The organism is Scytonema sp. PRP1, from assembly GCF_036697665.2.
Taxonomy (GTDB): domain Bacteria; phylum Cyanobacteriota; class Cyanobacteriia; order Cyanobacteriales; family Nostocaceae; genus Kalymmatonema; species Kalymmatonema gypsitolerans.
Genome location: NZ_JBAHYJ020000079.1, coordinates 33799 through 47362, shown reverse-complemented (window position 1 = coordinate 47362; position 13564 = coordinate 33799). Strand labels below are relative to the sequence as shown.

14 protein-coding genes and 2 pseudogenes are annotated in these 13564 nt (G+C 42.7%); 7 read left to right on the top strand and 9 right to left on the bottom strand.

All coding sequences use genetic code 11. The features are described 5' to 3' along the window. The first annotated feature begins 166 nt into the window (after positions 1-166). Positions 167-328 carry a hypothetical protein gene (locus tag V5G28_RS17925; protein ID WP_332994442.1) on the top strand — a complete coding sequence of 54 codons (162 nt, stop codon included), beginning with the start codon at positions 167-169 and terminating at the stop codon, positions 326-328. A 98-nt stretch (positions 329-426) separates the two neighbouring features. Here V5G28_RS17925 and V5G28_RS17920 read toward each other — a convergent pair whose 3' ends face one another. The 3 genes from V5G28_RS17920 to V5G28_RS17910 form a co-directional block, all read right to left on the bottom strand. Then, positions 427-609, bottom strand: a complete 183-nt coding sequence (locus V5G28_RS17920; RefSeq protein ID WP_332994440.1) for a hypothetical protein — start codon at positions 607-609, stop codon at positions 427-429. Between the two features lie 429 nt (positions 610-1038). Beyond that, the gene (locus V5G28_RS17915; RefSeq protein ID WP_332994438.1) at positions 1039-1782 is read right to left on the bottom strand and encodes a class I SAM-dependent methyltransferase; all 744 of its coding nucleotides are present in this window, start codon (positions 1780-1782) and stop codon (positions 1039-1041) included. A 362-nt stretch (positions 1783-2144) separates the two neighbouring features. Further along, a complete protein-coding gene (locus V5G28_RS17910; RefSeq protein ID WP_332994435.1) occupies positions 2145-2495 on the bottom strand; it encodes a hypothetical protein in 351 nt (116 codons plus the stop codon). A gap of 310 nt (positions 2496-2805) precedes the next feature. Between V5G28_RS17910 and V5G28_RS17905 the strand changes: the two genes are divergently transcribed. Then, complete coding sequence (locus V5G28_RS17905) at positions 2806-3753, top strand: DMT family transporter (protein WP_332994433.1); 948 nt, start codon at positions 2806-2808, stop codon at positions 3751-3753. A gap of 24 nt (positions 3754-3777) precedes the next feature. On the opposite strand, the gene V5G28_RS17900 is transcribed toward V5G28_RS17905, so the two are convergent. Further along, complete coding sequence (locus tag V5G28_RS17900; RefSeq protein WP_332994516.1) at positions 3778-4065, bottom strand: LysR substrate-binding domain-containing protein; 288 nt, start codon at positions 4063-4065, stop codon at positions 3778-3780. Between the two features lie 97 nt (positions 4066-4162). On the opposite strand from V5G28_RS17900, the gene V5G28_RS17895 reads away from it, so the two are divergent. Then, positions 4163-4672, top strand: a complete 510-nt coding sequence (locus tag V5G28_RS17895; protein WP_332994430.1) for a GNAT family N-acetyltransferase — start codon at positions 4163-4165, stop codon at positions 4670-4672. A 70-nt stretch (positions 4673-4742) separates the two neighbouring features. Here V5G28_RS17895 and V5G28_RS17890 read toward each other — a convergent pair whose 3' ends face one another. Continuing rightward, positions 4743-5624: a 2OG-Fe(II) oxygenase gene (locus V5G28_RS17890; RefSeq protein WP_332994428.1), complete on the bottom strand. Its 882-nt coding sequence runs from the start codon at positions 5622-5624 to the stop codon at positions 4743-4745. A 460-nt stretch (positions 5625-6084) separates the two neighbouring features. On the opposite strand from V5G28_RS17890, the gene V5G28_RS17885 reads away from it, so the two are divergent. Beyond that, positions 6085-6492 (top strand): hypothetical protein, encoded by a 408-nt coding sequence (locus V5G28_RS17885; protein ID WP_332994425.1) that lies wholly within the window; start codon positions 6085-6087, stop codon positions 6490-6492. A 474-nt stretch (positions 6493-6966) separates the two neighbouring features. On the opposite strand, the pseudogene V5G28_RS17880 reads toward V5G28_RS17885, so the two are convergent. Continuing rightward, positions 6967-7248, bottom strand: a pseudogene (locus V5G28_RS17880) (four helix bundle protein); the annotation flags it as partial. 546 nt (positions 7249-7794) lie between these two features. Between V5G28_RS17880 and V5G28_RS17875 the strand changes: the two are divergent. After that, positions 7795-9450 (top strand): IS1182 family transposase, encoded by a 1656-nt coding sequence (locus V5G28_RS17875; RefSeq protein ID WP_332986999.1) that lies wholly within the window; start codon positions 7795-7797, stop codon positions 9448-9450. A gap of 208 nt (positions 9451-9658) precedes the next feature. On the opposite strand, the pseudogene V5G28_RS17870 reads toward V5G28_RS17875, so the two are convergent. Then, positions 9659-10171, bottom strand: a pseudogene (locus V5G28_RS17870) (transposase family protein); the annotation flags it as partial. Between the two features lie 45 nt (positions 10172-10216). On the opposite strand from V5G28_RS17870, the gene V5G28_RS17865 reads away from it, so the two are divergent. Then, on the top strand, positions 10217-10414 hold the full coding sequence (locus V5G28_RS17865) for a hypothetical protein (RefSeq protein ID WP_332994418.1): 198 nt from the start codon (positions 10217-10219) through the stop codon (positions 10412-10414). Between the two features lie 437 nt (positions 10415-10851). Further along, positions 10852-11004, top strand: coding sequence for a hypothetical protein (locus V5G28_RS17860; protein ID WP_332994416.1), 153 nt, complete (start codon positions 10852-10854; stop codon positions 11002-11004). A gap of 249 nt (positions 11005-11253) precedes the next feature. Here the strand turns inward: V5G28_RS17860 and V5G28_RS17855 are convergent, their stop codons facing one another. After that, positions 11254-12576 (bottom strand): MFS transporter, encoded by a 1323-nt coding sequence (locus V5G28_RS17855; protein WP_332994415.1) that lies wholly within the window; start codon positions 12574-12576, stop codon positions 11254-11256. A 216-nt stretch (positions 12577-12792) separates the two neighbouring features. Beyond that, positions 12793-13557, bottom strand: a complete 765-nt coding sequence (locus tag V5G28_RS17850; protein WP_332994411.1) for a condensation domain-containing protein — start codon at positions 13555-13557, stop codon at positions 12793-12795. Positions 13558-13564 lie beyond the last annotated feature (7 nt).

Below are 13564 nucleotides of genomic sequence, written 5' to 3'. Positions count from 1 at the left end.
TTTATCGTGCGCCTTTGCAAAGATTAACCACATCTATCAAATAGATTATTCCCTAAGATTATATTGAGTCGCTATCAACTGAAAACCTGACTATCATTATGTTTCTAGAATAGACTCGGTCTAAACTTTGGGTCAGATTTAATAAAAAGTAATAGTCTTACCGCTCTTGATAATAGCAGGCGAAGCAGGGGAGCAGGAGGAGAAAGAGGCACTAAACCAGACTGTAGCCAGAGTTTTAGCAGATTTGGATATTGTAAATTTGATTGTAATAGAGCCGCCAGTTGAAGAAATAGTTGGGCGGATTTTTCAAGCAGGGATAGTCAACTGATAAACATTTAACTTAATCGCCGTAAGTCCCCCACCATAACGGTACACCGGAAAGGTGGTGGGATTGCTCTGGCGGACGGCGACGAGGGCATCTCCGACCTATGTTGAGCGTCGGTCAACTCGGGAGGGGGTGTCTGATGAGCCGTCTTTTCCTTTGTTAGGTAATCGGTCAATGTAATCTTCGATTATTTGAGTCACTGTCTTTTCCTTCAACGTGGCATAGTTTTTTAGTTTGCTAAAACGCTTTTCCGATATACGGATGTGTACTTCTTTTGTTTTCATAAGTATGTCCACAATATAGACATACTTATGCTAGTATATAAATGGTTGCGACCCACCCACTCGGCTGCTTTCCAATGGTAACAGTAGCGGTCATACGCTTACCACGGTAACTAGCGAGAGAAAGGGGAAAGATTCCGGTCACTGGTTCGCAAGGGTTAGCTCTGCGGTAAAAGATAAGCCATACAGGAATGTACGAAAAACAAATTACTGCCAAGGGATACGCAGGGCGGCTGCCTGGGTTCTCACGAGTGAGGAGATAAACGGTGAAAACCGAGAGATGCGGCGTAAGACTCAGACCGGATTTGGTTTCGGATACTCAGCAATGAGTATACCCAACGGAGCGGCGGCAAATGAGACAGGAAGCCCCCACCATACCGCTTGCGGTTGGTGGTGGGTACTTCACTGTGTTTCTTTGGGCTATGTTAACAGCTATTTTTGGCAGGTGATGCCCACTATATAAGGATAGTCTATGGCATCCTGCCAGAACTCCTGGCTAAATTTCTGCACGCCTTCGGGAGAGACTATTGGATTGTGCCAGCGGATATCCTTCAAACCAACGCTTCTCAAAGCCCATTCATACGTCGCTTTGCTCAGGTAGTAGTTGTCAAAGCTGACTTTCTCACCATCATCGGCAATTGTCAATGTTAAGGTTAGGCGAGTACCTTCCTGAAGCGACCCAGGACAGCTCTTAGCAAGACCATATTTTTCACTTTTATGATAAAACTGTGGGAGTAAGTCTAAATTATTGTTGAGACTGATGAACCGACCGCCTGGTTTCAAGTTAGCTGATATGGTATGACACATTTTAAGTAGTTGCTCCTTCGTTGAGGCGTAATTCAGAAGAAAGGAAGCAACCACAAGGTCAAAGCTATCAATAAAACCTATTTCCATGACATCAGCGATAATATACTCAATTTCGAGCGGTTCTTTCTCTTCTTCCTGTCTTGCTAGTTTGATCATTTCTGAAGAAATATCCACACCCACTAGACGTGCTGCGCCGTTTTGTTTGAGCAATCTTGTGTAAATTCCTTCTCCGCAAGCCAAATCAAGAATTGATTTTCCGGTAACATCTCCAATTAGATTTAAGTGTGTATACGTCTCAACATGCAGGGCAAACGGCAAAGAGTAGAACTTTTTAAACTGTTCAGCTATTGAATCATAGATTTGTGCCATTTTTTCCCTGTTTTGCAAATTCTTAAAGACTAATAATTATTTTGACTTATCCCCGCCATAAATCGACGGGGATTCTAAGCAGATACTACGCACAAGGCTAAAGCCTTTGCTTCGTTTCTTCTTATAATTTGCAATTGGAAGTGTGCCTGATTTCATGCAGTCTTAATTTGGGTGGCATAGGTGTACAAGAGGGTAAGCGGGAAGATGGGGTGTGAGGGCAAATTGGGAAGGCGATTGCCCAAGGGGCAGTGCGCTCTGCGCAATCGCCCATCACCCCGGCTGTTAGGCAGGACTGTTTCATTCCCTAAAATTGGCATTCAAGACGATTTTGGTGATGTAGCTTAAATCAACAGGCACGCAATTCACCACTTATTACCCAGTAACACTTCAAGTTCTGCTCTTAGAGCCTTAATATCCGCAACCCTTGCTACCAGTAAGTTATCACTCCCTGCATCTATTAAACGTGATTTCCAATAGCCAATACTCTCTGAATTATTCATCCAAAACTCAATGACAGTACTTACGACTTCATCTATATCCCAGCCCCACTTTTGTGGCAATGGTTCTACAGATGTGATCAGGGCATCAAGCGTACATTTATGAGTTGCTACTAATTCTACACCTTGATGCTGTGGTGTTTGTAGATTCTGCTGTTGGTGACTAAAAAAATGCAAAACTGGAGATACTCCTACGATGTCGAAAGTGTATTTCATTCTACTCCTCCAAGTTCTTACATGAGTTCTCTTCAAACCAGAGCTTTTAAATTTTTTAATGTCCTAAAATCCTCTTAAATAACATCTGAAAAAAGTTGGACATCACCCTATACCATAGGTACTAAACTTCAAAAATATTGGCACTATAGTCTTGTGAGTGCTAAAGTTTTTCCCCATAAAAGAGTTAGCAGTAAAGTACGTTGAGTGCTAAAGTTTGTTCCGCGAAAATTAGCAGTAAAGTGCATTGAGTGCTAAAGTTTATAAAGGTATTTATCTTAAATTATTAAATATTTTCCTTATAAGAAAAGAGATGGATATTATTTTTAATAATTATTTCAAATTGGGTGCGACAAGTTTTAAAGGTGAAATAGCAGCTTTGTCTGCTGCCTGTTTGTGGGCTGGGGCATCGGTGATATATAGGCGCTTGGGGGAGCGTATCCCGCCATTGCAACTCAACTTGATCAAAGGGATAGTTGCGATCGCTTTCCTTTTGCTTACCATCTTCATCAAGGGTGAATTTTTTCCCAACATTTCACCACTTCCCCTGTGTCTGCTGCTTGTCAGCGGCGTTGTGGGCATTGGCTTAGGCGATACAGCCTTCTTGGCAGCTTTAAATCTTTTAGGCGCACGTCGTGCCTTACTTATAGGAACCCTTGCGCCACCAATGACGGCAATATTAGCGCTCATTTTTCTCCAAGAGCAATTAAACGCTAATGCTTGGTGTGGCATTTTGCTCACCATTTTGGGAGTTGCCTGGGTGGTGACAGAACGCACTCCCGATACAAATGATACTTCTACTCATACTTCTAGAATGCAGTTATGGCGGGGACTTGGCTTTGGTCTGATAAACGTAGTAACCAATGCTATAGGTACTGTTTTGGCTCGTGCAGCATTAGCAAATAGCAGTATTAGCCCCTTGTGGGCAGCTTTGTTGCGGTTAATTGCAGCCGTGTTGATTCTCGTGATATTGCTACCCTTGCGCAGGCAACAAGGTGACTTTAAGTTAAAAACATTACATTCACCAAGGGTAGTTCTAGCTGCTATCTTTGCTGCTTTTTGTGGGACTTATTTAGGAATTTGGTTGCAACAGACAGCAATTAAATTAACTGCTGCGGGAATTGCCTTAACTTTGTTGCAAACTAGCCCGTTATTTGTTATACCAATTTCTCTGACGATAGGTGAAAAAGTCAGTTTGAGGGCGATCGCTGGTGTAGTGATTGCGATCGCTGGGGTTGCATTGCTGTTTTACTTGCGGTAGCCAGAGTAAATTGGATGATTTTAATCAAACTGCTGTTTTTTGAGTGAAGCGATCGACACCGAGAATAGTTTCTAAAAATGCAAACACAGCCGGACTATGGAGAGTATTTGCTAGCACAGCCACGCCAATGACTCTTTTCAAAGGAACTGGCAAACTGCATACCTGCATTTCTGGCAGTATAGGTTCGGCTACCAGCCGGGCTACAATAGCTGCACCCAAACCTTGTTTAACCATACCAACGATTGTCGAGGTTTCTGTAACGTTATAAGCAATGTTTGCAGGAAATTTCATCAGCGCCAAGTGTTTGTCGATTACGGTGTAACAGTGATTAGCGATCGCTCTGATGATATTGCTATTTTATCTCAGGTAGTGTTTCAGTATTGCAACCAGTCTAATCGTTCAAAATTCTATGCTAAATATTACTGCAGAGAGAGATAACCAAAGAGCAAAGATTCACCAAGTGCTAACAGATGCTTTTGGTCAAACACAAGAAGCCGAACTTGTAGATAAAATCCGCAACTCCCCAAATTTTATACCTGAATTATCTCTTGTAGCGCTAGAAAATGAGGATGTGCTGGGACACATTCTTTTCAGTCGCATTAACATTGAAGCAGCACAAATTCTAGCACTGGCTTTAGCACCGCTAGCTGTGACACCAATGCACCAGCGCCAAGGTATTGGCACTCAGCTGGTGCAGGTGGGTTTATCAAGGTGTCGTGAATTAAACCATTCTATTGTTGTCGTTGTTGGCGATCCGCGCTATTACAGACGTTTTGGTTTTCAAAAGGCGAGTCAATTCGGCTTGCACTCATCATTACCAATTCCTGATGAGGCATTTATGGTGTTAGAACTCAAACCGAGTGCTTTGATGAATCTTAATGGGAACGTGTGTTATCCAGCCTATTTTAATGAGGTTTGAAACATTATTTTCCTAGTTATGATTCCTACTCCTGTTTCTTCCCTAAGTCACTATTGCTAAAATTGTTATATTATCGCCAAAAAACACACTGCTTTTGTTCTTCGGAGAACTTTGTGGAAAGTAAATGCAAATCCTCCATAGGTAGAGAAGATTTACAATAAAAAGGGAATTTTGGTTGTCTGGAAGTGTAATCAAAAAATACTGAAAATCTATCGGAATCTACAGGTTTTTTTCCCCGATGAAAGACACTAGCAGTGCCTGCAATAACTACCGTGCCAGATGCTCCTGTACAGGATTTATAATTTGATTGGGATATCACCTGTTGCAAAGTTTTATCTTTGATGTAGCCAGTTTTATATTTCAAAGAATCAGCTACTTTGGAAGTGATATCTTTTGGAATATATTGAAACGGACCTCGCTCATCGTTGATATCGTTTAAATAAACAATGACTTTGAACAATTTTCGGTCTTCCGAGTCCATATGCCACAACCTTGATTTTTTCTCCACTTGGTTGGCAATATCTCTGCGAAAATAGGCACCATGATAAGCGACTGGTAGACCAAGATAATTCTCAGCAATATTGAGTAAACGTTGTTCTAATCCCCAAAGAAAAATCTCTGGGTACTCCATCATTTGCTCGGAAGTTGCATGAACAACAAATTCATTTTCATCGCCAGAAATCGCTCTTGGGATTTCTGGTATGAGTTTTTTGGCAGCTTGCAGCAATTGTGGAGTAGAAGGAATCGAAAGTTCCTCTAATGAAGTGACAGCAACTCCCTCAGTTTCAAGAGTCTCCACGATAGCCCAGTCAGTACTCGAAAGAACAGGTAGATGACTCTTATGTTTTTCTAATGCTGCTTCATAAGCAAGCTCAGCAGGATCTCGTATAAATGAAACTTCATAAAGATTTTTTAATATTTTGTTACGCACCTGAGTAGCAATAGTTTTCATCTTGCTTGTTACCTGTTTTACAACTAACCTTAGAAGTATTTTAAGTATACCTAAGGCTAGATGTCCAACTATTTATTTTTATCTAAGCAAACTTTATACTCGCTTTATACAAAAGAAGCTATAAGAGGAGTGTGCTTTACTATTTCTGTATATTCAGCAGAAAAACCTACTTTCCGGAAATTTTTCCCAAAAAAATCTTAATTTAACTCAATAAATTTACGGAATGGCAGGTACAGACAAGTTGTCGGTAGTTCGTAGAAGCCGCAGTCTTACTTATTCATTTGAGTGTAAAGTTTGGTTAAACCCGAACTTGCAAAGCTGCTTAACGGCACAATGTATTAAAGTTTACTAGCTGCAATGTGATACTAATTTTTGCCACAGATAGGCGCGATAATTACACCAGCTACAGCCTATACTATCGCTTTGGAATAGCAGATATGAGTATAGAGGAGCCATCATAATGGTGCGGCTAATTATCAGCTTAATTTTGTTGGGACTATTAACTGCGTGTACCACGAGTGTTCTTGCACCAACTAGGCACTTAGTGGAAAAAGCAATTGCATTTGAATTAGAGCAAACTCAACAGCAACTCAGCCAACAGCTAGATTTGAATTTTCAGGGATTTGAAATCCATCGGCTATCAATTAGTCAGGAACAACCTTTGACAATTGAAAATTTACCCACATACCGCGTTCGTGGAACTTACGAACTCACGTTTAAGCTACCAAAACGACGGTTGACACAACCTCAAAAACCTTTTGAAGTTTACCTGCAACTTCAAAGAGAAGGTAAAACTTGGCGGTTACTGGTTCCTGAAGCTAGTGGCAAGGATTCTAAATCAGTTTGGCGCAGTTATTTCATTCGATAAATTATTCATTATGAATTATGAAATTAGAGTAGAATATGACTCTTGCATAATTCATAATTTGTAATTTATCATTTGCCATTGCCTATTCTCTTGGCTTTCTTAGTGTGTAACTCTAAAAACCATCACAAGGATTTTTGCCTAAGTCCCAACCCCTCGCCAAGATTGAAGTGATATCTTCATCGGAGACAAGGCAAGATGTATTTTAACTTCTTCATTGGTTCCAGTCTGGCAATTATGATTTTGGTATTGCTGGCTTTTAGCGTGCTGCAATGGTTCCATGCACCCACTGGCAACTTCCTTGACTGGATAATTGGGGGCGGGACAACAACCATAAGTTGTCCAAAATGGTCACTTTATGCTTGTAATTCTCTATGGTCAACTTATGGGGTCTTGTCAGATTTTGGTGATCTTGGCTGGGGGAAAGGCAGAGGGCAGAGGGCAGAGGGCAGAAGGAGGAAGAAGGAAATTATAGATTCAAACTTTGAGTTTGTTTAAACTTGCAACTAATATACTTTGCATTTCCTCAACTTCATTTAATAGGGGAGTAAAAAGGTTTTTCTCTGCTAAATCTACTTCTTTAGCAATGATTAATTGTGTATCGAGTTCTCTTAAAGAACCTAAAGCAATATGCAAAAATTGTACATATTCTTGTTTTGAGCGCCTTCCATATCCTTCGGCTATGTTGGATGCTACAGATACTGCGGAACGACGTATTTGGTTGGTTAAACCATACAATTCTGACTGAGGGAATAAGCGCTTAAGAAGGCAGAAGTACGCTCGTCTGAAGGCAGAAGGGCATCCCCACGCTTAAAAGCGGGGCATTTAATAAAGTTCGCACTTTTTTATTTGTCTCCATAAATAAATGATGCTGTTGGCGAATAAATTAGGGGTCAAGCACGACAAGAAAAATTAAGGAGATACAACAGAGTTGAATCAAGTTATTCGTGATGATGGCACTAAAGGCGGAACAAACGGAGATTGTCGGGTTGAGTCCTAGTGGCACGAGGGGGGCTACCGCCCGCCCTCAGGACTCCCCCCGATGCCAGTTGCTGACCGCCCGCTATAAAGTTTACTAGTGATGTATTCGAGTTATTAAAGCGGGCAGTCACCGCTCTTGCTGCAACTGGCTCAAAAATCAGTAGTTGAAAACACTAGTGTTTCAAATACACTTGTGGCTGGTGCAGGCAGGGATACTCTAGAGAGTCAAGCAGGGTCGAGAGTGCTTAAGTAAAATAATCAGAGCACTGACAATAGCTGTCAAGCAGAGAAACTGGTAAGCGCAACATTACAGGGGGAACATAGATGAGTGTGCATCCAAAATCGGAGTGGGAGATACCACAAGAAACGGCAAGGATAGCAACATCGGCATTCCCGAAAGGAAATGTGTACATGAAAATGCGGGACAGTTTAGGAGAGATTTACACAGATAAGGAGTTTGAAACGCTATTTCGGAGTGATTGTGGTCAGAGTGCATATTCGCCAGGACAATTGGCGTTGATTAGCGTGATGCAATTTGCGGAGGGGTTAACCGACCGTCAAGCTGCAGAGGCAGTCAGATCGAGAATCGACTGGAAGTATGCTTTAGGGTTAGAAATCACTGATAGCGGATTTGATTACTCAGTATTGAGCGAATTTCGTGGCAGGCTGATAGCGCGAGGGCGAGAGCATCAAATACTGGAGAAGATACTTGAGGAATTTAAACAAAAAGGATGGCTCAAAAGTCGCGGCAAGGCACGAACCGACTCCACCCATGTGATAGCTGCGATTCGACAATTAAATCGACTTGAGTGTGTGGGAGAAACGTTACGCCACTGCTTGAATGAATTAGCAACCATTGCACCAGAATGGTTGTTATCGATTGTTAGCCAAGATTGGTTTGACCGTTATAGTCATCGGTTTGAGCAGTATCGTCTACCTAAGACGAAAGCAGAACAACTGGATTTGGCCTTAGTGATCGGTCGGGATGGACATCAGTTATTGATGGCGGTGTATAGTACCAACACACCGGCTGAACTGGCTTCGGTTAGTGCAGTGGAAATTTTACGTTTGGTTTGGGTACAACAATACTATCTCCAAGGTGAAAACTTAAGTTGGAGAACAGATGACTTACCACCCAACCAATTGCTGATTCAGTCACCCTACGACATACAAGCCCGCAACCGTACAAAACGAAATACAAACTGGACTGGCTACAGTGTACATTTGACCGAAACTTGCGACTGTGAGTTACCTTCGTTGATTACAAATGTCGAAACAACTGCCGCTACCACTTTTGACGGGGCAATGACACCCATCATTCATCAACACCTAGCCGACAAAGCACTTTTACCCCAAGAGCATTTTGTCGATACGAACTATGTGAGTGCACAGCACCTGCTCGACTCCAAGCAAAATTATCAACTTGAGTTGACAGGACCTGTGATGCCTGACACTAGTTGGCAAGCTCAAAGTGACAATGGTTTTGACCTTAAGTGCTTTACCATTGATTGGCACTCCCAAACGGTTGTTTGTCCGGCAGGCCATACCAGTAAAGCTTGGTGTGAACGCATCGAAAACGACGGAACTTGTGTGAGTGAAGTTCGCTTTGCATCGATTGACTGTCGAGTCTGTCCACTGCGAGCACAATGTACCCGTGCTGCCCGCGCTCCACGTCTGCTCAAACTCAGACCACAATCCCAGCATCAAGCTTTGCAAGCAGCTCGTATCCAACAAGCTACTTCCGAGTTTAAAAGGCGCTACCAACAACGCGCCGGCGTCGAGGGGGCTATTTCCCAAGCTTGTGTGCGGTTTGGGTTACGTCGTAGCCGATACATCGGTTTAGCTAAGACACACTTACAGCATCTTCTTACCGCCACTGCCATTAACCTCACACGCATTGTCAGTTGGCTTGAGGGTATACCTAAAGCCAAGACTCGCACTTCTCGCTTTGCAGCTCTTGCTCCGAGTGCTTTTACCTAAGTTTTATTTGATTTTCTCTTTACTATTTTCACTCTTACTTTGGTATCCCACCATATTGCTTTCACCCCTCACTTATTCGCCAACAGCATCATAAATTCAGGGGCTGTCTTACCATATGGCAGAGCACAGAGGACTTACCTTTGTATAAAAGTTACTATCTTTCCTTCTGCCTTCTGCCCTCTGCCCTCTGCCCTCTGCCTTTCTTCCGGTAAGTTTTACATTTACGAAAACAAAAGTCATCTACCCCAAGAGTATGTGGCGTTACGATTGGTGGTAGTGGGATTGAGCGGACTAAATTTAATAGTGTGTTGCGAGAAACTTTTATCCCCAATTGCTCTGAGAGTCTTACTCCTGCTGCACCACCATTAGCTAAAGCAATCGCACTTAGTCGTTGAGCTAAACGTAGAGTTCTTCTCGCCCAAGGTGCGATTACATTGGTCAGCCTTTCTGTAAAAATGCGTCGTTTACACAAAGTATTGATGCAAAAAAACTTCCTTACCCGTAACTGTAAGGTAATGCTGTAATCAGCCCAGGGCAAGTCTGCTAAGAAGCGTTCATAGCGACTATGAATTTTGTGAGTTGGTTGGTTACAAACTGGACAATTAACTACTCTACTGATTGCGGAAACAATCAAATTTATCTGAGTTTTTATCTTGTCAAGAAGGCAATTCTCAAGTTTCAGATTGGTTGAATCTGGTAATAGGTGAGTTAGCACCGACATAGGCCTTGCTGAGGCTTATTCCTCAAATGTTTGATGGAGTAAAGTTTGAAGTATCTCAATTATATCTTTCTTCCTTCTGCCCTCTGCCCTCTGCCCTCTGCCTTAAAACGAGTTTCCGTGTTGATCACCAAAAGCTGCCAAGAACCAACTTATGCTTGTTATTATTTAAACTCTGACGAGAGCCGCCCTTTAAAGCCTATCTTTGCCGCAGTGGTACAGGTCAGCGATCGCATCTCTGGTTAGCGCGATCGCACCTCAAAGCCCCCATTTCTGCTACTCAATTGCTACTCAATCTCTATGGTGGGCTACACTACAGTAAACCTTCCGTCTGGAGAGTCGGTCAACTAGAAGTTTTTGACTGTCATAGGCAAAATATGTAATTTGTAGGGGTTCTCGCATTCGGTGAACAATTTATACCGCTCAGAACTGCTGGTGCCGTAGGCAATCGCTCAAGATTTTCTGTCCCAATGCCACAGCCCTTCATTAAATGTCGATGAGAGTTAACTCTGTTTTCTTGACCGACTCAGACACGAACTATCCCCGCAGGTTCGGTTATTACGAATCTAACTTTCAGGATAACCGAATAAACATAGCTATCCCGCAGCCTATCAGTTACAAAATATTGACAGAATTGATAAAAACGGAAGAACAGTCGGCTTCGGCTGCCATTAGTTGAAGTATTGAGTCAAAAAGGGGGCTACTCTTGGAAGCGCATCCGCTATCGCCCTGCTCTGACTCGCTCGCTTGCTTGGGTAGCCGATTCGTGCAAAGATTGGGAAACGCTCAAGCTTGGGGTACAGCAAGGACTGATCCGGCGCTCAGTATTTAGATGAGTCTGGTTGTACCTGTGTGCGTTCTGCAGAATACAGTTATGCTCTCAGAGGGGTGCAAAAATCCATTCGTCAACGCCCTCGACGGGGCAGACGCATTAATATCTTGGGGGTTTGGGAACCAGGAGTGCAATTTGACGGGAGCTTTAATGGTGGGAACGCTTAAAGCCCCAACCTACCTGGAACTGATGGATTGACAGGCTCATATTGCCCAACAGCATCTTGATACTAGTGGACAAATAACGGTGATGTTTAAATGGTATTGCTATCGGGCAATATATCCTCTGCATTTTTGATGATTTTGAAGAGATACCCACCTAAGCCAATTAATATACCTAATAAACCTAGAATAAAAAGGACTAGACCCATTCCAGCACCAGGACCAATACCAATGATTCCGCCGAACATAGGTACAATGCTACCTCCTGGTTGCATTGCTGGCTCAAAAACGTAGTCAGCTAGCGGTCCTGCAATAATTATGGCTAAAGGCATAGTAATTTCTCCTATCTGGCGTTGCACGCCAAAAACACGCCCTTGCAAATCGGGTGGTACTTTGGCTTGCCAGATAGCTTGATTACAGCCATATGCAATCGGGGGAAAGAATTTAGTAAAAAAGGCGGCTGTAGCCCAAACAGGAAGGTTCTGTCCCAGTCCCATCAGCGTTGTACCCAGTAGGCTAGTAAATGCTACGCCAAGCAAAACCCCGTGTATTTTGCGCGTCGGACCACCCCAACAGCTCATCAACACACCGCCAGCTATTCCTCCAATACCAAAAGCTGAACTTACAATTCCAAATATGACCTGATTGTTATTCGAGCGAGCCAAAATCATGGGTGCAAACAAAGCCATGTAGAAGCCGAAAGTGATGTTGATAGTGAAGAAAATAAGTACAAGTCCGCTAAGGCTGGGACGCTTATAAATGTAGCGGAATCCGTAAATAGAATCTTGCCATAAACTAACGCTACTAACTTTTTCAACGGCTGTTTTTTCTGGCTGGGGAATATGTATGAAAAGCAATGCACTTATTGCTACTAGAAAAGTTAATATATCAATGGTCATAATACCTTTTATGCCAATAAGCGCAAACAAAAAGCCTGCCAATACTGGAGCGGTAACACCCGAAATAGATTCCAAAAGTGAGAGCATACCGCTAGCTTGAGTGTATTGAGCTTTTGACAGCATCATGGATATGGAAGCGTAATAAGCTGGAAATTGAAAAGATTCAAATATTGAGGCAATAGCTGTCGTGAGATACAGATGTTTTACTTCCAAATTGTTAGTGGCATAAAGTACTAATAAGCCAATTGTTACCAAACCTGCGCCCAAGTCGCTGATAAATAAAATCAGTTTTCGATTCCAGCGATCTACCAGCGCACCAGCAATAGGGCTGAGTAGTATAGATGGCATAAAGGAACAGAAGAATACCAAAGCTGTAGCTGTGGCTTGTTCGGTTATTGTGTATGTCCATATAGTAAGAGTAAAGCGGGTCATAGCAGTACCCAACTGTGAAATCACCTGACCAAACCAGATGACTGTAAATCCTTTCATGCCAGTTAGTAGCTTTGCTTTCCTCATCAAATTTCTCTCTTGTTACTGGTTCATCTTTTGCAGTGAGCAGTGAGCAGTTACCATTTTTAGCGGGAGGAAGGAGACCCCCATCACGCTCCGGGTACGTTTCACTTGGGGTCTAAATCAAGAGCGTGTTACCTGGTCACTGCGGCTGGTACTGGTCACTGTTTTAATAGAATTGCTGTATTATTCCTAATAAATTACAATCCCGCTTTTGGAAGACTACAACTGAACGATTAATGAAATGAGCGATCGCACTGTCTCCATCAAAGATTCGGCTAGACTCTCAATTGTGGACTGTCGATGAACATTCTCACTATAGATAAAATCTACCTCCAGCCTGTCCTCAGATATTACCCCGATGACATCTAGTAAATGCGGTCGAATTCCTTGTTTTTGCCTAATTGTTCCGGGAGATTCTGGGGCAAATTGGAATAAAGAAGTTTGAGAAAAATCTACTTGACCAAAGTAGTTGAAGGCAACTTCAGCTTGAGGTAAAGACCTTAATTTTTCGGCAACTTGAGTATTTGGTGTAAGATAGCGAAGAATACCGTAGCCGATGCCTCGGTTGGGAATGCGCTGAATTTGCTGTTTGACCGATCGCAACACATCCTCCAAAGTATCTCCATTGCCCATATCTAAAAACACAGGGTAGATGCTGGTAAACCATCCCACAGTGCGAGATACATCCATATCTTCTAAGATTTCCTCGCGTCCATGACCCAAGAAGTTAAGCAACAGAGAACTTTTGCCTGTCCACTGGGACATGGCACATAGTAAGCTAGTCAACAACACCTCTTGAGCTTGAGTGCCATAAATAGGAAACTGCCGCAGCAGCACATGAGTTTCTTTTTCATTGAGAGACCTGGAAACAGTGCGGCTAGAACATTCAGTATTAATGCCTTCAGGATAGTCCACTGGCAGAGGGTTTGCTTGTTTGGGAAGAGTTTCCAGCCAGTAAGACAACTCTTGCTGAATCTTATCCAACTGTGCA

Bases quoted from the DNA above. Each gene is read 5' to 3' on its own strand.
- V5G28_RS17910 (WP_332994435.1), bottom strand. From the start codon at position 2,495: ATGAAATACACTTTCGACATCGTAGGAGTATCTCCAGTTTTGCATTTT.
- V5G28_RS17920 (WP_332994440.1), bottom strand. From the start codon at position 609: ATGAAAACAAAAGAAGTACACATCCGTATATCGGAAAAGCGTTTTAGC.
- V5G28_RS17855 (WP_332994415.1), bottom strand. From the start codon at position 12,576: ATGAGGAAAGCAAAGCTACTAACTGGCATGAAAGGATTTACAGTCATC.
- V5G28_RS17890 (WP_332994428.1), bottom strand. From the start codon at position 5,624: ATGAAAACTATTGCTACTCAGGTGCGTAACAAAATATTAAAAAATCTT.
- V5G28_RS17905 (WP_332994433.1), top strand. From the start codon at position 2,806: ATGGATATTATTTTTAATAATTATTTCAAATTGGGTGCGACAAGTTTT.
- V5G28_RS17875 (WP_332986999.1), top strand. From the start codon at position 7,795: ATGAGTGTGCATCCAAAATCGGAGTGGGAGATACCACAAGAAACGGCA.
- V5G28_RS17915 (WP_332994438.1), bottom strand. From the start codon at position 1,782: ATGGCACAAATCTATGATTCAATAGCTGAACAGTTTAAAAAGTTCTAC.
- V5G28_RS17885 (WP_332994425.1), top strand. From the start codon at position 6,085: ATGGTGCGGCTAATTATCAGCTTAATTTTGTTGGGACTATTAACTGCG.
- V5G28_RS17895 (WP_332994430.1), top strand. From the start codon at position 4,163: ATGCTAAATATTACTGCAGAGAGAGATAACCAAAGAGCAAAGATTCAC.